Annotated in this window: 19 protein-coding genes and 3 pseudogenes; 8 read left to right on the top strand and 14 right to left on the bottom strand. The window is 69.3% G+C overall.

What is annotated here, in order from left to right; all coding sequences use genetic code 11:
- Positions 1–60: 60 nt before the first annotated feature.
- Entirely contained in the window at positions 61–474 is a 414-nt protein-coding gene (locus OG747_RS20065; RefSeq protein WP_405880705.1) for a hypothetical protein, read from the bottom strand.
- Positions 474–818, bottom strand: coding sequence for a hypothetical protein (locus OG747_RS20060; RefSeq protein ID WP_405880704.1), 345 nt, complete (start codon positions 816–818; stop codon positions 474–476). Before OG747_RS20060 ends, OG747_RS20065 begins: the two co-directional genes overlap by 1 nt.
- A gap of 183 nt (positions 819–1,001) precedes the next feature.
- Between OG747_RS20060 and OG747_RS20055 the strand changes: the two genes are divergently transcribed.
- Positions 1,002–1,271 carry a GntR family transcriptional regulator gene (locus OG747_RS20055; protein WP_405880703.1) on the top strand — a complete coding sequence of 90 codons (270 nt, stop codon included), beginning with the start codon at positions 1,002–1,004 and terminating at the stop codon, positions 1,269–1,271.
- A 130-nt stretch (positions 1,272–1,401) separates the two neighbouring features.
- On the opposite strand, the gene OG747_RS20050 is transcribed toward OG747_RS20055, so the two are convergent.
- From OG747_RS20050 to OG747_RS20040, 3 genes are all read right to left on the bottom strand, one after another.
- Entirely contained in the window at positions 1,402–1,728 is a 327-nt protein-coding gene (locus OG747_RS20050; protein ID WP_405880702.1) for a hypothetical protein, read from the bottom strand.
- A gap of 623 nt (positions 1,729–2,351) precedes the next feature.
- Positions 2,352–3,935 (bottom strand): hypothetical protein, encoded by a 1,584-nt coding sequence (locus OG747_RS20045; RefSeq protein ID WP_405880701.1) that lies wholly within the window; start codon positions 3,933–3,935, stop codon positions 2,352–2,354.
- Positions 3,936–4,059: 124 nt separating this feature from the next.
- Entirely contained in the window at positions 4,060–4,809 is a 750-nt protein-coding gene (locus OG747_RS20040; protein WP_405880700.1) for a TioE family transcriptional regulator, read from the bottom strand.
- A 58-nt stretch (positions 4,810–4,867) separates the two neighbouring features.
- Between OG747_RS20040 and OG747_RS20035 the strand changes: the two genes are divergently transcribed.
- The 3 genes and pseudogenes from OG747_RS20035 to OG747_RS20025 all read left to right on the top strand — a co-directional run.
- Positions 4,868–6,085, top strand: a complete 1,218-nt coding sequence (locus tag OG747_RS20035) for an erythromycin esterase family protein (RefSeq protein ID WP_405880699.1) — start codon at positions 4,868–4,870, stop codon at positions 6,083–6,085.
- Positions 6,086–6,298: 213 nt separating this feature from the next.
- Positions 6,299–6,646: pseudogene (locus OG747_RS20030) on the top strand (WbqC family protein); the annotation flags it as partial.
- Positions 6,647–6,704: 58 nt separating this feature from the next.
- A pseudogene (locus OG747_RS20025) lies at positions 6,705–6,923 on the top strand (flavoprotein); the annotation flags it as partial.
- Here OG747_RS20025 and OG747_RS20020 read toward each other — a convergent pair.
- A pseudogene (locus tag OG747_RS20020) lies at positions 6,924–7,090 on the bottom strand (mobilization protein); the annotation flags it as partial. It lies immediately after the preceding pseudogene.
- A gap of 569 nt (positions 7,091–7,659) precedes the next feature.
- The gene (locus tag OG747_RS20015) at positions 7,660–8,043 is read right to left on the bottom strand and encodes an STAS domain-containing protein (protein WP_405880698.1); all 384 of its coding nucleotides are present in this window, start codon (positions 8,041–8,043) and stop codon (positions 7,660–7,662) included.
- Positions 8,044–8,832: 789 nt separating this feature from the next.
- Between OG747_RS20015 and OG747_RS20010 the strand changes: the two genes are divergently transcribed.
- Positions 8,833–9,228, top strand: a complete 396-nt coding sequence (locus OG747_RS20010) for a DUF5994 family protein (RefSeq protein ID WP_405880697.1) — start codon at positions 8,833–8,835, stop codon at positions 9,226–9,228.
- Positions 9,229–9,495: 267 nt separating this feature from the next.
- Positions 9,496–10,737 (top strand): PP2C family protein-serine/threonine phosphatase, encoded by a 1,242-nt coding sequence (locus tag OG747_RS20005; RefSeq protein ID WP_405880696.1) that lies wholly within the window; start codon positions 9,496–9,498, stop codon positions 10,735–10,737.
- Positions 10,738–11,037: 300 nt separating this feature from the next.
- Here the strand turns inward: OG747_RS20005 and OG747_RS20000 are convergent, their stop codons facing one another.
- Complete coding sequence (locus OG747_RS20000) at positions 11,038–11,310, bottom strand: hypothetical protein (protein ID WP_405880695.1); 273 nt, start codon at positions 11,308–11,310, stop codon at positions 11,038–11,040.
- A gap of 91 nt (positions 11,311–11,401) precedes the next feature.
- On the opposite strand from OG747_RS20000, the gene OG747_RS19995 reads away from it, so the two are divergent.
- Complete coding sequence (locus OG747_RS19995) at positions 11,402–11,551, top strand: hypothetical protein (protein WP_405880694.1); 150 nt, start codon at positions 11,402–11,404, stop codon at positions 11,549–11,551.
- A gap of 135 nt (positions 11,552–11,686) precedes the next feature.
- On the opposite strand, the gene OG747_RS19990 is transcribed toward OG747_RS19995, so the two are convergent.
- The 5 genes from OG747_RS19990 to OG747_RS19970 all read right to left on the bottom strand — a co-directional run bounded on the left by OG747_RS19990 (position 11,687) and on the right by OG747_RS19970 (position 14,160).
- Entirely contained in the window at positions 11,687–11,932 is a 246-nt protein-coding gene (locus OG747_RS19990; protein WP_405880693.1) for a hypothetical protein, read from the bottom strand.
- Positions 11,929–12,426, bottom strand: a complete 498-nt coding sequence (locus OG747_RS19985) for a DUF5994 family protein (RefSeq protein ID WP_405880691.1) — start codon at positions 12,424–12,426, stop codon at positions 11,929–11,931. Before OG747_RS19985 ends, OG747_RS19990 begins: the two co-directional genes overlap by 4 nt.
- 348 nt (positions 12,427–12,774) lie before the next feature.
- Positions 12,775–13,386 carry a DUF5994 family protein gene (locus OG747_RS19980; RefSeq protein ID WP_405880690.1) on the bottom strand — a complete coding sequence of 204 codons (612 nt, stop codon included), beginning with the start codon at positions 13,384–13,386 and terminating at the stop codon, positions 12,775–12,777.
- 191 nt (positions 13,387–13,577) lie between these two features.
- A complete protein-coding gene (locus OG747_RS19975; protein ID WP_405880689.1) occupies positions 13,578–13,748 on the bottom strand; it encodes a hypothetical protein in 171 nt (56 codons plus the stop codon).
- A 55-nt stretch (positions 13,749–13,803) separates the two neighbouring features.
- Entirely contained in the window at positions 13,804–14,160 is a 357-nt protein-coding gene (locus OG747_RS19970) for a PRC-barrel domain-containing protein (protein ID WP_405880688.1), read from the bottom strand.
- A gap of 558 nt (positions 14,161–14,718) precedes the next feature.
- Between OG747_RS19970 and OG747_RS19965 the strand changes: the two genes are divergently transcribed.
- Positions 14,719–15,012 carry a hypothetical protein gene (locus tag OG747_RS19965; protein ID WP_405880687.1) on the top strand — a complete coding sequence of 98 codons (294 nt, stop codon included), beginning with the start codon at positions 14,719–14,721 and terminating at the stop codon, positions 15,010–15,012.
- A gap of 588 nt (positions 15,013–15,600) precedes the next feature.
- Here the strand turns inward: OG747_RS19965 and OG747_RS19960 are convergent.
- Positions 15,601–16,317 (bottom strand): GAF and ANTAR domain-containing protein, encoded by a 717-nt coding sequence (locus OG747_RS19960; protein WP_405880686.1) that lies wholly within the window; start codon positions 16,315–16,317, stop codon positions 15,601–15,603.
- Between the last annotated feature and the right edge of the window lie 144 nt (positions 16,318–16,461).

The following is a 16,461-nucleotide window of genomic DNA, read 5'->3' as shown; positions in this document are numbered from 1 at the left end:
CCGGTGTCGGTTCGGCGGCGTGGGCGGTTATGACCGATGGGCTCCTTCGACGCGTCGTGGTTACGACCATAGCTCGCCCCTTGCGTCCTGCGGGGCCTGTCCGTGGGCGGCCTCTTGCTCTCCTGAGTCGTCGGTGTCCTCGACGTCCTCGGTGTCCGGTGCGGGCAGGCGCATGCCCCGGGACTCGGCGACGCGCAGGGCGTCGGTCAGACACTCGGCGAGCCGGAGGCCGACGTAGCGGACCTCGGTGTACGGCGATGCGGGGTCGTCCAACAGTGGGCGGGCGAGGTCGAGCACGTCGGCGGCCGTGGCGAGCTGCGCGGCCTCCAGCTCGTCGGCGAGGCGGGACAGGTACCCGCCGCCGCTGTCGTCCGTCACCAGGTAGCAGGGTTTGCCGTCGGGGGACGGCCAGGGAAGGAGACGGGGGGACGAGGAGGTCGTCGCGTGGCCGGTGTGGTTGGTGGCGTGTTTCATCAGGCGGCCACCTCCTGCGCGCCGATCAGGTGCCGGTCGAGATCGAACCCGAAGTCCGCGGCGAGGACGAGGGCGAGGCGACGGCGCTGTTGGAGCGCGGCTTCCCGTTCGTGGGCGGCGAGGTAGGGGCGCACGAGGGCGGAGTCGGTGGCGTCGAAGGGGGTGAAGAGACCGTACGGGGAGCGGTGACGGGGGAGGTGCGGGGACAGGGGGGTGAAGGGGTGGCGTACGGCGGTGAAGTGCAGGCAGAGGTGGGGGTGGCGGTGGGTGCGGCGCCGTTTGCCCGTGCCTGGGCCGAAGAGAAGGCGCAGCCATTCGAGGGTGCGGCGGATAAGGTCGTGCATGTCGACGCTCCTATTCAGCGTTGGCCGTGCCCCGGGAGGTCTTGTCCACCTCGCCGGGGTCTTGTCATTTCGACCATACCGGTAACTGCGTCCCCCTGCACCCCTCTACGTTCTTCTGCGTTCCACCGCGGTGGAACGCGTTCCAACCCTGCGCTGTGCGTTGGGCTGCGGCACCGTGGAGAGATGAGTGAGCTTCCGCGCTACGAGTACGTGAAACTCGCCGACGCCATCGCGGCGGACATCGCGGCGGGCAAATTGCCGCAAGGGGCCGCGCTGCCGGGCGAGCGAGCTATGACGGAGCTGCACCGCGTGAGCATCGGCACCGTGCGTCGCGCCATCGTTGAACTCCGAAAACGAGGGCTCGTCGCAACTCTGCCTGCGAAGGGGACGTACGTCATCGGTATGCCGGAGTCATCCAGTGACGCACCTGAAGCAGGCGAACCGAACGCCTGAAGGGGCCGCGCGGCCCCTTCAGGCGTCAACCCGTCCGGACTCCGGGACCGTCTGGGCGGCGGCTGGGGTGGCGGGATTTGGACCCACGACCTCTTCGTCCTGACAAGGTCAGGGCAAGATCCCCGGAGTACTAGGGCACGATGATCAGGACGCTTCCGCGGTCGAAGCGGAACCCGTGGTGGTCGAAGCCGTGGTCGAAGCGGAACCCGTGGTGGTCGAAGCCGTGGTCGAAGCGGAACCCGTGGTGGTCGAAGCCGTGGTCGAAGCGGAACCCGTGGTGGTCGAAGCAGTCTCCGCCCCAGTCACCGCGGTCGCCGCACCCGTTGGTGGTCACCTGAGTGTGCACGGCAGGGGCTGCTGCCGCGGCCGTGCCTGCCGCGCCGATCGCAGCGCCGCCGGCCATCAGAATGCCGGCCGCGGACACCGCGGCGAGACGCCTCGCGCGTTGTGCTCGCATGATGGATGCACCTTTCCTTCCATCGTGTCGCGTAACTCTCAGCGGCACGAGATGGATAGCCGCAGCCGCAAGGGAGGAGCGGCGCGGTCGCAGGCATCGCCTCGTACATACGAGGAGCACGTCTTGCAGCCAAGATCCCCGCTGTACGGGAAACAGCCGACCGGGGCGTACCCCCGGGTTGCAGCTCTCCTTATCAGTACGTTGACGGCGCCCTTTTGGATTGGAGCTTCGGCGGGAAGTCCGCGGCAATGTGGCAGCCGCCTTCTCTCGGAGCGTGGGCTTGCGCTCCTGGCCGGTGTGGCGTGGGTACTTCTCCCGGTGACCGCGTAAGTGGGGACGAGTCGAGTCTCCGGAAGCGGTGTACGGGTTCGACTTGATCCGGGGGCTCGCACGTGTGGTCGTCCGGTGGTTCGCACGTGCGCGGGCGCCGCTGTGGGGTGAGCTCAAGGATCGGATCCGGGCGTTTCAGGCGGTGGTGTCGTCGTAGGCCAGGTCGCCGCCTGAAGCGGGCTGGAATCCGGGGGCAGGTCGGCCAGCTACTGCCCGCACTGGCGGCGAGGACGGTTGTCCAGCAGGGCGGCGAGGCACCCGCCGGCTTCATGCCCGAGGTTGCCGGTTGCAGCCTAACGAGCCGTCCCAAGGTGATTGCGACGTGTCGCAACCAGGTAGCGCCATCGTTCGCGGGTCTGTCGTTCTCCGTCGATCCACCGCGCTCGCGCGGTGTGCTCGGGAAGCGGAAGGCCGGTCATGAAGTGCGCGATTTCGACGTAGTAGACGTAGTCACCGCCCTGCGTGAGTTCGCGCAGACGGGTGATCGCGATGGCGAGGTTGTCCTGGGCATCGAGGACGGCGTGGTGGAAGCACAGGGCCAGTTGCAGTTTCGCCGCGGCGTAGGAAATGCCCGAGACACCGATTTCGGCGAGCAGCACGGCCGCCCGGTCGGGCACGTCTGCGGCGAACCCGGCGTCGCGTACGAGTGCGGCGATGCGAGCGGTCATCTCGCTAGAGCGCAGGCTGAGGCGCGACAGCAGCCGGTCCGCCAGGTCGAGTTCGTCATCGGCCCGCAGAGGGTCGGCGAAGGAGACGGCGAAGGCGAGATGCGCCTGGACCATGGCGGTCTCGCCGACCACACCGTGTTCTTCGGCTTCGCTCCGGGCTGCCAGGTAGGCGGCTTCCGCCCGCTCCATGTCGCCCTGCACCCACCACACATCTCCCAGCACCCGATGGTGCCGCCCCTCCCAGCCCAGCCTCCCTGCGGCTTCGACCACCGTAGGGAAGTCTCCGGACAATCGGCTCAGATGTGCCAGGCCGCGCCGAGCGGCGGAAGCGAGCCGACCGTCGGCGGAGGCGACGCGCTGCATGCCACGGCATGAATCATCGGTCAGTCCGAGGTCTCGCTGGGCCTTCGCCAGGTAGTACGTGGCCAGTTCGACCAGGTCATCGGGGAGCAGCTCCGAGGCGAGGACGGCCGAGAGTCGACTGGCCGTGTGTTCACGGTGTTCGTGCTGGCGCCGGGCGATGGCACTGAGCGTTTCCACCAGGGCATCCGCGGCAGTCTGCAGGCTGCCCGACGACGTGTCACCGGTGGCGGGGAGTGCCAGCGGTTCGCAGATGGAATCTCCTACGTACTGGAATGCGGCATCGGCGAGCCAGTCGAGATCGAGTCGGAAGTCCCGCGCGAGGAGCAGCCCTTGTTGGAGGCAGCCGACCAGGATGGCGCGGTCGTGTCGTTGGTCCTGGCGCCACTGGGATTCCAGGGCGCGGAAAGCACGCTGGGCCGCGCGCTGCCAGTCCTGCTCCGACCAGCGGTCGTCACTGCCGTCGTCCGCGTTGCGGATGGCGGCGCGGATCAGGTCGTGGACATGAAAGGGCCACACACCGGAGGGGGACTCCCGGATGAAGGGGCGCTCGGTCAACCGTAGGGCGGGCGCGTCGTGGTCCATGCCGGCGACCTGGGTGGCCAGGGGCACGGAGAACGCGTTGAGCAGGCTGACCGAGCGGAGTACGTGGCGTTCCTCGGCGGTCAGGTCGCTGAGGGTACGGGCGATCAGGGCGGGGAAGTCGTGGTCGAAGTCGGTGACCTGCGGCTGCCTGCGGCCGCGCCGAAGTTCCAGGTAGCGCATGACCGAAAGGTCCAGGTACAGAGGCAGCCCATGGGAGCGCTCGGCGATGATCCGGCGGACCGGTTCGGGGGCACGCGAGAACAACCGCTTTCTCGACAAGCGTGTCGCCGAACTCGAAGCTCAGCTTGCCGAGCTGTTGATCCAACGTGGGGCCCTGGAGCTGCCTTGACGAGGCGGCTCTCGTTCTCTTCGGCTGGTGACCGAAGTCTCATCCGCGCTCGCGGAGGTACGCCTCCAGCTCTGCGGCCCCGGTCAGCATCGCCCGCCCGCGGGCGGACAGCCGACCGTGCCAGTCGCACAGTGCGGCCTCCAGCGGCTCCAGCCCGCCGGCCGCCCGCACCTGGGCGATCAGTGGGGCGATCTGCTCCAGCAGGTATCCGCCCCGCCTGAGCTGGTGGGCCAGCCGGGCGTCCCGTACGTCCGCCTCGTCGTAGACGCGGTATCCGGTCCGCAGGTCGCGGCGCGGACGCACCAGCCCGGCGCGCTCCCATTTGCGCAGCGTCGCGGGCCGGATTCCGAGCTTGTCTGCCAGCGGTCCGATGAACGTGCCGTCGGGCCGGGACACCACGGTCGGCTCGGACTCCACACCGGGCTCGGGCGCCGCGGTGGGCTCCAGGTCGCGGAGGGCGCTCTCCACGGCCTGGAGGGTCCGCCGGTCGTCGAGGAGTTGGGCGTGGCTCTCGTCGATGAGGCGGAACGCCTCATCGACCGCGCCCTGGTTCACGGTCCGCATGATCGACGTTGCTGTCTGGTGGCCGTGGCCGGGCACCAGGGCGAGAAACGCGCGCAGGGCCCCCGCGTGCAGCGAGGTATAGGTGCGGTAGCCGTGGGAGGTGCGAGTGGCGGCCGGAAGGATGCCGGCCTCTTCGTAGTTCCTGATCGCCTGCGTGGACAGACCGTGCCCGCGCGCCAAATCAACCGGCCTGAGCCGATCGCCGCTTTGAAGGTTTTGCACCATGGTGCTGACGATATCGCGGGAAAGTTTCAATCGAAGGTTCAACGATAGCGTTGAAGGTATGGCTATTGACATCAAGGACATCGCCCATGCCGTCGAGGCCGCCGCCGTCATGCGGCTGTTTCCGGCCCGGCCTCGGCTGCTCGCCCTGGGCGAGCCGACCCACGGCGAGGACGCTCTGCTCGACCTGCGCAACGAGCTCTTCCGGCAGCTTGTCGAGCAGGAGGGCTACCGGACGATCGCGATCGAGAGCGACTGCATGATGGGCCTGGCCGTGGACGACTACGTCACCTCGGGGACGGGCACCCTCGACGAAGTCATGGAGCAGGGAATCAGCCACGGCTGGGGCACCTTTGCGGCCAACCGCGAGCTGGTGCGGTGGATGCGCGCCTACAACGTCCGCGCCGACAAGGACGGTCGGCCCGCGTCCGAGCGGCTCCGCTTCGCCGGTTTCGACGGCCCGCTGGAGATCACCCACGCCGCGAGTCCCCGGCAGGCCCTCACCGCACTCCACTGCTACCTCGCGGCCCGGGTGGCCGCGAACTTGCTCCCCTGCACCGCGGACACACTCGATCGCCTGCTCGGCGCCGACGACCGGTGGACCAATCCCGCCGCGATGATGGCCCCGGACCAGTCCGTGGGGCGGTCGGCCGAGGCCGGCCAACTGCGGCTGCTCGCCGATGATCTGGTGGCGTTGTTCGACCAGCAGACGCCGCGCCTGCTCGTGACGACCTCGCGGGATGACTGGGACCGGGCGCGCCTGTACGGGCGCACCGCGACCGGCCTGTTGCGCTACCACCACTGGATGGCCGACACCTCACCGGCCCGCATGACGCGGCTGTGCGCGCTGCGGGATTTGATGATGGCCCACAACCTCCTCGCCGTCGCCGCTCGGGGTCCGGCGCTCATCCACGCCCATAACTCCCATCTCCAGCGTGAGAAGAGCACGATGCAGATGTGGGAGGGGCCGGTGGAGTGGTGGAGCGCCGGTGCGCTGGTGAGCGCCCAGCTCGACGAGGAGTACGCCATCGTGGCCACGGCCCTCGGCACGATCCGGCACCAGGGAGTGGACACACCGCCGCCGGACACGCTCGAAGGACTCCTGTACGCGCTCCCGGAGGACCGCTGCGTCATCGACGCCACGCGGCTGGCCACCGCCCTCGGCGACACACCGCCCGCACCCCGCACATCCCCCTGGTTCGGCTACGCCCCGCTTGACCCGGCACACCTGGCGGATAGCGACGGCATCGTGTTCGTCAAGGACGTCCCGCAAAGCTAGCGACCTCACTGTCCTGGGCGGAGTAGGCATCCTCACTGCCGACGGCCAGCCCTGACACACGCCCTGGCCGCAGGACTGGTCCGCTCGAAGGTCATTCCTGAGGCCGGGTCGCGTCCGACTTGCCCCCACTGCCCGTCTCGCCGCTGATGACGTGGGCACTGACAGAACGGCAGTCAGCAGCGCTGTTCTTCACGTCGCGGACATGCACGCGACGTGAACGTCCAGTTCAAGGGCTCTTCTGCACACTCGATACTCGGAAAACTCGACGACGTTCAGTTCGCACGCCGGGACTACCAGCACCGCACCCGGCTCGCAGCCCTGGACGACCCGACCAGGCAGCAGTGGCTCACGCTCCCCACGCACCTGCCCCACGGGCGCCCGACGCTCGTCAACCAGGCACTGCTCGCCGAGCCGCGCCGGTCCCGCCGGACAGTCGGCCTGCTCATTCGCCAGTACTACGGCCGCAGCCACCACTGGCCTGCGGTGAGTGAGGTCTTGGACGTGGTCCTCGATCGGTTCGAGAGCACGGACCGCGTGGCGGACCTCGCGAGGACATCGACCTTCGCCCTGCTTACCGCCCTCGGCTGGAGCGGCGAAGTACTGGAAAGCAGCGCCGTCCCGACCCGCCATGGACATCCCGGTCGCCGTGCTGCCGTACCTGAACTCGGCCCAGGCCGCCCATCCCGCGTACCGTCAGAGTCTGGAGCGGCTGCGCGAGATGGGCGTCCTGATCGGCTCGTACGAGCCTCACCGGCCGAAGGCCGGCGGCGGGGCCGACCGCTACCGCTGGGAGGAAGTGCTGGAGCTGCTTGCCCCCAGGCTGTCCGTACGGTCGTGATCAGCGCCGCCGTGCTTGCGGCGGTTGCGGAGCCGGGACGGCGGCTGCTTCGTGGGCCGGAGTGCTGGGGCGCTGGGTGTTGGCCTTGCGCTGAGGCGTTGGATGCGCCAGGTAAGGACTCGTGCGGGGGAGTCGGCGTCGTCCAAGGCGCGCTGGTCGGCGGTGCGCGTACAACAACGACAACAGGGCCTCCGGGAACCGCTCGGAATGGGGTCGCACCCCCGAGCTACCAGGAGGCCCTGCCTTCATGCGCGTACGGCCGGAAGATCACCCGACCAGGAACTCCGTTCGACTCACACGTTCCAAGATCGGTTGAGATACGGCTTCTTACAGCTGTCGGGGTGGCGGGATTTGAACCCACGACCTCTTCGTCCCGAATGGGGTTCGGTCCTGACCGACACCTGCCTGATTGGTATGTGTGCAGGTCAGGGCGTTGGGCTCGGTGGGTTTCGTGCGGTGTCGGGAGGGCTTGGGGAGCGGGTTGGCTCCCAGACGGCTCCCAGGCGTCTCCCCTCTCACGCATACCTCTGGACGGGAACGGTTCGCCTCGGACTCGAGTTGCTGCCTCCGCGCATGACCGCACCCGCCTTGCCCTGCCGCATGCTTTTGCGAACGGCGCGCCCGCCGAGGCGCGGTGACCGCGGGACGTCGGCCATGCCGTTGCTGACCGGCGGTTCCCGTTCCGTGGCGGCCGGGGCGCTCCTCGGGCGAGGCGGCAGACGGCTTCTGCCGTACGTTACGCGGATCGGTCTGCCGGCGGGCGCCGCCGCTCCCCACTGTCGGCGAGCACGCCCTGCCAGGCGTCCTGGGCACTCGCGTACCGGGGGAACCGCTCATCGAGGGAGCCGGCCTGGAACACGAGACCTATGCCCGACCGGGTGTAGACGACGCGCGCCCACCCTTGCCGCTCCCTGCAGTCGTCCCACGCCGCGCACAGCGGGGCCAGGACGCTGCCGTCCATGAACGTCACGTTGCTCAGGTCGACGATGAGGAAGAGGCGTCCGGTGCCGTGGCGGACGTCCTCCAGGCCGCGCGCGAAGGCTGGAGCGGTCGTCAGGTCCAGTTCGCCGTCGGATCGGATCACGCGGCACTCGTCGAACAGGTCGGGATGTGGGCCCATACGCCCCATCTCCTCTGTCTGCGGGGTGGCTTTCGCCTTGCGCAGGGCCTCTGTTGCGCGGAAAGGGACTGCACGGAGAGGGCCGGGGGCAGGGGCTGCCGCATGGTCAGCGTACTGCCGTGGAGGGGCGGCCGGGCGTCCCGCTTCCGGTATCTGTGGAGGGGTTCGTCGAAGGAGCCGTTCCTGGCCGGTTCCTGGTCGGTTCCTGGTGGTTCGGGGACGAAAGCTGCAAGGGAGGGGCGTGGGCAGTGGTTCCGGAAGGCTCGCGGTCTCCGGAGTCCCGTTTTCCGGCGGGCGGGGTACGGTGGGGGAACCGAGGGCACGTCGTACGCCGGTGATCGGGCCGGTCTCGTCCTCGGCGCAGGACGACGCCGGGCGGCTCATTGCCCGGGGCAGGTTCCGCCCTATGACGGCCGAAGGCGTTCGCCCTCCGCTCGGCTGTGCGGCGGCCGAACTCACTCGGCCGGTCCAGCCGCGGTATACGGGCCGACGCACGGACCGAACCGCCGGCGCCCACTCCGTGGCGGACCGTCGAGCCGCCCGCGTACTCCGCCGGTGCCTCGTCCGCGACGACCAGAGCGGCAACGGGAGCGGGGCCATCGCCTGAGGGCCCGCGCACCCCCATACGAAGGCAGCCCGAGCCCCCGGCCGCACGGTTCGCACCGAGGCCACCGAGTTCAAGGAGTCCTGCCCGTCGCTCGGCTCGACCGAGCCGTCCCGCTCGCCGTCGGATCAACACGCGCGAGCCTTCGGCACGCCGAAGGTGTGCCCCCAGACAGGAGAGTTTCCATGGCCACCGTCCTCGAACCCCTGCCCTCCCCGCCCCTCGCCCGCGTGCGGCTGGCGCCGCACCATGACCTTCCGCGGCGCATCGACGGGGCATGGTGGCCCCGCTCGCGCGATCTCCTCGTCGAACTCCCGCTGCTGATCGGCGCGTTGCCCTGTGCGTGGGGACAGATCACCGCCGTCACCGTCAACACGGCGATGTGGCCGATGTCGCCCGGACGCATGCTCGTCGCCAACCACGTCGTACGGCTGCGCAGGACGGCCGGGTCGCACGGCCGACACACCATCTGTCTGCTCAGCCAGGGCCGGGGCCGTTGGGACCTGCTGGTCGTGCCGCCGGAGGTCGACGCGGCGGACGCCGAGCCGCTGATGGCGGCCGCGGCGGTCGACGCCCGCTGACGATGGAGGGCCATGTGTCCTGACCATGTGTGACATGCCGCGTGTGGCGTAATGGGCTCTTTGGGTTGCTCGGTCGCGTCACTCTGTGCGGGTTGGTCACGGCCGTGTCAGGAGCCCGTGTGTACAGATCACGTGAGCGGGTCGAGCACATCCGCCGTGACCGCCGGATGGACCCGCGGGCGTCGGGGCGGGCGCTGGATCCGCGGCACGAGATGAGCAGGGACATGGTGGCCGAGGCTTTGAAGACGCCGGTGCGGGGGTGCGGCTGTGGCGGAAGGTGAGCGGCGGCCCGACAAGGGCATGGTGGACCGGTCGGAAGGGTTCGGTGAGCGGCTGCTGGGGGTGCTGTTGGACCGGGCACACGAGATGCCGCCGCAGCTGGTCGCCCCGCTGATCGCGGAAGAGGTGACCAGGGTCGGTGGCCGCGACGTCTCGATCCTGCTGCAGGACTACGGCCAGCTGGTGCTGGTGCCGCTACTGGGCCGGCGGCTGATGGTCGGCGAGCCGGAGCCGATCGATGACTCTCCCGCCGGCACGGCCTTCCTGTACGCGATCACTGCCGAGGTGCCGCAGGCCGACGGCGTCCGGATGTACCTGCCGTTGCTGGACGGCAGCGACCAGGTGGGCGTGCTGGCCCTCACCCTGGACACCGTCGATGACGACGACCGGCGGCTGCTGCGCAGGCTCGCCGGCCTGGTCGCCGACATGCTGGTCACCAAGCACAGCTACACCGACCAGTTCTTCCTCACCCGGCGCCGCGAACCGATGAGCCTGGCCGCGGAGATCCAGTGGTCCCTGCTGCCGCCGCTGGCGATGTCCAACCCGCAGGTCGCGGTGGCCGGAATCCTGGAGCCCGCCTACAACGTCGCAGGCGACAGCTTCGACTACGCCCTCAACGAAGACATCCTGCACCTGGCCATGGTCGACGCGATGGGCCACGGCCTGGACGCCGCCACGATGGCGACCGTCGCCGTCGGGGCCTACCGGCACGCCAGACGTGCCGGCATCGGCCTGTCCGAGATCTACGCGTTCATGGACCGGGCCATCGCCGAGCAGTTCGGGCCCGACCACTTCGTCACCGCGCAGATGATGCGTCTGAACATCGCAACGGGCCACCTGCAGTGGGTCAACGCCGGCCACCCCGCACCGTTGCTGATCCGCAACCACCGGGTCGTCCGGCAGCTGGAAGGCCCGACCACCTTGCCGGTCGGCTTCGGCGGTGAAGATCCCCAGATCAGCCAGCAGATGCTCCAACGCGGCGACCGAGTGCTGTGCTTCACCGACGGGCTGATCGAGGAGCACGAAGCCGGCGAAGAACAGTTCGGCGAGGAACAGCTCATCCACTGGGTCAATCGCATCGAACACGGGGAGAAGGGAGTACGAGCGGTGGTGCGCTCACTCTCCCACGCCCTGAAGCGGCAACGGGGCGGCCGCACCAGCGACGACGCGACCCTCTTCCTGATCGAATGGCGCGGGGGTGCCGCCGACCATCTCGCCGTCCTGGAGTGAGCCGACAGCCGCACCACCATGAACAGAGCCGACGGCACGCAGACCCGCTGCCTGGCCAACCGCGGTGCACACTCACCACTGACTGTCCACCAGTGCGCCCCTGACCGCGGCCACACACGGAACCGGGGTCCTCACGAGCCATGCACGTCGCAGCCGCGGCCCGAGGGAACAGGGATTACCAACCGATCGCTCAGCTCTGCTCCTGCCGCTGCCGCTGCCGCGAACACTCTGCCGGTAGAGCGCGAACAACGGCGTGGCAACACCCAGGGGGAGCCATCGGTCAGCGGCGCCCGCGGCGCGTCAGCCGCGTTCCTCCTCTTCGGCCTCCATGAGCCGGATCCCCCGATGCGTCAACATCACCATCGCGGGTGTATTTCCTTGCGTCCAGTCGACGGTGATGAGCTCTTCGCCCACCAGGTATGCGCAGGCCGCGGCCAGATCCTGCTCAGGGACCTGGAGGTCGTCATGCAGCCTCGCTCCGGTGATGCCAAGGAGGCGATTGCCTTCCGTGGCCTCGTACAGCGTTTTCATGATCGCTTCGCGGTAGCTCTTCCGCTCGTGCAGTGTTGCCATGATTGCCGCCACTCGTGCCGGGCATCGACGAGGAGTCCGTGGGGCCGGGGCCGGAGCCGTGTCCGCAGTGAGTGGCCACGACGGTCTCCACGTGGAAGAGATCACCGGAGACGTGCTCGTTGACGGTTGTAGGGCCGACGATCACGGGCATGGCACGAACCCGTCTTATGGCGGGTCTTCACCGTCCCGTCCGCTGCAATGGCTCGGCGAGAACGGCACCAGCGTGGAAGCCGGTGTGTGAAGGATTCCCTGTCCCCTCACTCTACTCCGGGCCCTGTCCGGAGAACTGTGTGTGACGTAGGGGTCCGGTCCCGGGGCGACCGACGACGCGGGTTCGGCGACAGGACCCGGCGGCGAGTGTTCCGGCGCCGGGGGTTCAGTCGGCCTCGGCCGACGTCCCGGGTTTCGCGCCGGGGGTGGACCGTGGGGGGTTCGGCGGCGAGTCCGGAAGGTGGTTGTCCGACGGCTTGCCCGGGATGTTCCTCCCGGTCGGTGGGGTGCCGTAGGAGTGGAGACCGATGCTTTCCGCGTGCTGCGCGCTGAGCCGGGTGATCACACGGGTGGCCGCAACGGTAAGGATCAGCAGGGCGCTGAAGGCCACGGCGGCGACCATGACGCTCACTTCGCCGTGATCAGGCGGCTCGGCCGGGCGGCAGGTGCCCGGTAGGAGGAGGCGTCATCCCCGCCCTCCCAGGTTTCCTCGGAATCCTGGTCCAGGTCAGTCATGGAACTGCCGTGGAGGGTGTGTTCCGCTGCCACAAGCGCGCTCGCGGTCGTCGGAGGGCCGGAGCTGTCGCTCGCGGCGGCCATCAGGCGGCCGGCTGCCGGGGCGCTGGTCTCCGGTGGTACCACCAGCAGGTTCCAGCTGCCCGTGGTGTGGGACAGCAGCAGGATCTTGTGGGGGTCCAGCTCTGTCGTGAACCAACCGACCTTCACCACGTGACCGTTGACGGGCACGCTGCTCGGGATGGCAGGCCAGTGCGTCGGGTTGACGGCGATCCGGGTGATCCGTCCGGACAGGGGGTCCAGTACGTCGGCCAGAGCGGAGAGTTCGTGTGTCAGGTCCCGGGAGCGGGGCCACCAGGCACCGTCGAGAGGCCCTCGGGACGTGCTCACGGTTTTAAGAGCGATGCGAGCGGTCGGAACCCTGAAGGGCACGATCCGCAGCGGGGGTTGGTCGGCGGTCGCGGACATCGCGCGTACCTGTCTCCCGGCCGCTGCTTGGGGCGGCGGCCCGGTGTCGTCACTCGCCGAGAACGACACCGGCATGGCGGCCGGTGTGCGAAATACTCTCGATGCCTCCACGCTACTCCCGCGGCACGTCGGACGGACCCCGGCGAGACACCGGTTCCGAACGCGGGGCAGCGCGACGGCCCTGACGCCGGGCAGGCGTCAGGGCCGTCGGCTCACCCACGCCCGGTCTGGGACGCGGCTCACCCACGCCCGGTCTGGGATGCGTGTCTGTCACTTGCCTTCCGCCGTCATCGGCACGCCGCCGATGACGGCCGCCGCCGGGCCGCGCGAGGGCGTGCGGCGGGCATCGTGTCCGCCTTCGGAGTCCCATACCTTCTCCCGGGTCGAGTCCCATGCCGCCTCGGCCTCGGCGGCGACGCGGAAGAGCTTGGCCTCCTTGACCAGGCCGCTCGCGGTGAGGCTGCGTGCGGGGTCCGTGGCGGTGGTCATCAGCCGGGTGGCCGTGACGGCGTCGGTCTCGGGTGGGATCACCAGAAGGTCCCAGCGGCCGACGGTGTAGGAGAGCAGCAGCAGTTTGTGCGGGTCCTGCTCGGCCTCGAACCAGCCGACCTTCACCGCATGGCCCTGGACGGGAACCTTGCGGGGGATGACCGGCCAGAACGTGGGGTTCACGGTGACGCGGGTGATCCGCCCCCACAGCGGGTCCAGAACCGCGGTGAGCGCGGGCAGTTCGGCCGTCAGGTCGCGGGAGCGCGGCCACCATGCGCCGTCGATCAGGGCGGGGGCCGTGCCGGGCGACGCCAGCTGCAGCCGGAGAGGTGGCGGTGAAGAAGGGGAGGTCCGGTCTTCGACCGCGGGCTTGCCGAACGTGGTTGCGGTCATCACACGGACCCTGCCCCGGGCCGGCCAGGACCGGCCCGGTGTCGTGAATCGCCGGGGACGGCACGGGCATCGAAGCCGGTGTACGAAGTACCCTCGGTATCTCCAGGATACTCCTGGCCGGAGTCCGATGGACGGTTACCGTGGCGCGAGTTCCACGGCGTGCCGGACGCGTGGTCGCCCGCTGCCCGCCGTCAGCGGATGGGGCGATGGTCGGCGCGCCGGGACCATCGGACGTAGGCGATGGCCACATCGGCCGCGAGAAGCACGATGCCGATGATCAGCAGATATCCCAGGCTCTCGGCTGCCACGCCGATGATTCCCAGGACAACAGCCACGAGGACGAGGAGAAGGAAGAGCACCATTGCCTGAACGCCTTCCTTGGGCTGGACCGGATTGGGTGGGACGGGGCGCGGTCGCTCAGCGGCGCGCGAGTTGGCGTTCGCCCTTCACGCCTGGCTGGTAGGTCATGCCGTAGTGCTGGAAGATCCCCTTCTCCTGCTCGGCGGGCAGGATGTCGTCCGTGCCGATCGAGGGAGCCTTTCTCACCAGGCTCTTGGCGTAGGAGACCTTGAGGTAGCCCGGCCCGAGGACTGCCTCGTCGAGGGGGACGAAAACCAGGCGCTGGCGGGTGGGCAGCCCGGTCCGCACGGTGGCCACGGCCGGTTCGTCGGTGGTGGTGTCCACATAGACCGCTTCGAGCACGCCGATCTTGCGCCCCTTCGCGTCCACGACATCATGGTCGCGCCACTCACGGATATCGGCTGCCTGGATCATGCCCTCTCCCTTCCGGGCGCGGCACCCTCACGAGGCATGAGCCAACGGCTCCGGCGCAAACACGCCGGAGCCGCCCTTCCGGGCGGTTGCACGTGAGAGTGAACCAACCCATAACCAACGATACTGCGGTCCGTGCGGCTCGGACGTGCTCCCGGCCGGCCCCTTGGCGGTTTGGATCGCGGCGGTGGCGGACATAGCGATGGCCGCTGTCGTCCTCACGATGACGCCCGCGAGGGCGCTCACGAGATGAGCGACGGCCGTGTCGAATGCGCCCTCGGCCTCTTCCAACGCCTGACGTGGGCTGTCGGCGAAGGTGTTGAGGGCGTGTCGGAGCCGCAGGGTGAGTTCGTTCGCGGTGCGACGCTGCCGGGGGCCGGGGCGGCACGTCGCACGCCAGCCCCTTCCGGTATTTCCTCAACAGGCGCCAAGCGGCCATCGATGTCCGGCAGTAGACGCATGTGTCGCGCGCTATCGGCAGTCTTCGGGCAGGACTACGCTGTGGGGTGAGGCCCCAGTCCCCGGTACCGATGCTGTGTTCCGCTCCCGGGGAGGCCCGCTGTGTTCGTTCTGCTTCTCGTCCTGATCGTGGTCTTGTTCGGCTTCGGCTTCCTCAACCCCGTCTGGTGGGTCGCCGCGGCTGTGTTGGTCTTCGGAGCCACCCGTTACGGCCGCGGTGGCGGGGGCCGGGGCCGCGGCGGCGGGTCCGACATCGGTGAGTACCAGGACTACCGGGACCGCCGGGAGCGTCAGGACCGCTGGGATCGCCGCTACAGCCGTCAGCACCGAGCGCGCTGGAACCGCGAGGACCGGCGGGACCGCGAGGACCGGCGGGACCGCGAGCGCCGCGGGTGACCGATGAAGTGTCCGGGCGTGTGGACACCACCACCCCTGCCTGCCGCTGCTGCCAGGTCCGTGCCGAAGCCGCGCCCGGGGCGCCGGTGACGGCGGGTTTCGCGTCGACCTCGGCGGTCCCGTCCTCGCGGGCGAGCCATGTCCCCCGCCTCGCCCGCGTCCCGTTCCGAAGCCGCATCGAGGCGAGAACGCGTACGTCGTGCCCTGTTCCGCTCGTCGTGCATCTGCTCTACGCTCCGAGCAGGGCAGGCGGGACTTCGTCCGTGTCAGGAATCGACGGAACCGGCAAGTCCCCCACCCAGGCTCCCAGCCCCCGAGTCGCAATCGAGGCCGGCCGGAGCCGCATCGCCGGAGAACGCGGCTCCAGCTTCCGTCCTCCCGGCGTTTTCCACGAGGGGTGCTCCCGCAACCCCGCCGCCGCGGAGGACAGCGCGCGAGGACACGATGGCCGGGGGGCCTCGCGTCCTCGCGACCACGGCCGCCGCCGAGCACCATCGGCGGCGGCCGTCCGGCCCGGGAAGCAGAGTCTGTGAACCACAGCCCGCGGACCACAGTCCGGGAGCCGCTGCTGACAGGCCGTGACATCGGTCAGGACCTCAGGCCGGGAAGGGCTTCGGAGTCGTCGATGAACGCGCGGGCCAGGTCGGACAGGCGCCGGTTGTGAGCACGGGCGTAACCGCGCAGTGTGGTGAAGGCTTGTTCCATGTCGATGCCACGGCGTTCGGCGAGTTTTCCCTTGGCCTGTTCGATCAGGACGCGGCTGTTCAGTGCGCTCTGCAGTTGCTCGTTGAGGACGGTACTGCGGTGCGCGGTGCGCTGTTGCAGCAGGCTGATGGTGGCGACGTCGGCCAGGGCCTGGGCGAGCGGCGTGGCGTCCGGCTCGAAGGGGCCCGGGGTGGCGTGGAAGAGGTTCAGGGCCCCGACGACCTCGTCCCGTAGACGCATCGGCAGGGCCTGGACCGACCCGAACCCGCTGCGCTGGGCCGCCGCGACAAAGCGTGGCCAGCGGTCGGCTTCCCCGCTCAGGTTGGCGACGATCACCGGTGCGCCGGTGTGGAAGGAGTCCAGGCAGGGCCCTTCGTCGTTCTGCAGCTGGAAGAGCTCCAGCAGGCGCACTTGTTCGTCGGAGGCGGCCATGACGCGGAGTTCGCCGTCGCGGTCCGCGAGCAGTACGCCTGCGGCACTCGCGCCGAGCATGCCCACACAGCGGTCGGTGAGCAGGCGCAGGAAATCGATCAGGTCGAAGTCGGCGACCAGGTTGTCCGCCAGCTCGACGAAGGTCTTGGCCAGGAGTCGCTGATTCATCGTGTACACCCTCCGTCGAGACTGATCCCGGCCCGAATGAAGGGACGGGAAGCGCAACTCACTTCTTTTCCGGTTTCTTGGATTGGTTCCTGGTCCGGTTCCTGGTCTGGTTCTTGGGCGCGATTCTCGGGTTCGGTTTGCGGG

The sequence above is a fragment of the Streptomyces sp. NBC_01384 genome, assembly GCF_045040035.1.
In the GTDB taxonomy this organism is placed as follows: domain Bacteria; phylum Actinomycetota; class Actinomycetes; order Streptomycetales; family Streptomycetaceae; genus Streptomyces.
Note: the sequence above shows the minus strand (reverse complement) of the source record. Positions and strands in the feature narration are given on the sequence as shown.

Bases quoted from the DNA above. Each gene is read 5' to 3' on its own strand.
- OG747_RS20035 (WP_405880699.1), top strand. From the start codon at position 4,868: ATGGCTATTGACATCAAGGACATCGCCCATGCCGTCGAGGCCGCCGCC.
- OG747_RS19980 (WP_405880690.1), bottom strand. From the start codon at position 13,386: ATGACCGCAACCACGTTCGGCAAGCCCGCGGTCGAAGACCGGACCTCC.
- OG747_RS20010 (WP_405880697.1), top strand. From the start codon at position 8,833: ATGGCCACCGTCCTCGAACCCCTGCCCTCCCCGCCCCTCGCCCGCGTG.
- OG747_RS20055 (WP_405880703.1), top strand. From the start codon at position 1,002: ATGAGTGAGCTTCCGCGCTACGAGTACGTGAAACTCGCCGACGCCATC.
- OG747_RS19970 (WP_405880688.1), bottom strand. From the start codon at position 14,160: ATGATCCAGGCAGCCGATATCCGTGAGTGGCGCGACCATGATGTCGTG.
- OG747_RS20065 (WP_405880705.1), bottom strand. From the start codon at position 474: ATGAAACACGCCACCAACCACACCGGCCACGCGACGACCTCCTCGTCC.
- OG747_RS19960 (WP_405880686.1), bottom strand. From the start codon at position 16,317: ATGAATCAGCGACTCCTGGCCAAGACCTTCGTCGAGCTGGCGGACAAC.
- OG747_RS20040 (WP_405880700.1), bottom strand. From the start codon at position 4,809: ATGGTGCAAAACCTTCAAAGCGGCGATCGGCTCAGGCCGGTTGATTTG.
- OG747_RS20050 (WP_405880702.1), bottom strand. From the start codon at position 1,728: ATGCGAGCACAACGCGCGAGGCGTCTCGCCGCGGTGTCCGCGGCCGGC.
- OG747_RS20000 (WP_405880695.1), bottom strand. From the start codon at position 11,310: ATGGCAACACTGCACGAGCGGAAGAGCTACCGCGAAGCGATCATGAAA.
- OG747_RS20060 (WP_405880704.1), bottom strand. From the start codon at position 818: ATGCACGACCTTATCCGCCGCACCCTCGAATGGCTGCGCCTTCTCTTC.
- OG747_RS20015 (WP_405880698.1), bottom strand. From the start codon at position 8,043: ATGGGCCCACATCCCGACCTGTTCGACGAGTGCCGCGTGATCCGATCC.
- OG747_RS19975 (WP_405880689.1), bottom strand. From the start codon at position 13,748: ATGGTGCTCTTCCTTCTCCTCGTCCTCGTGGCTGTTGTCCTGGGAATC.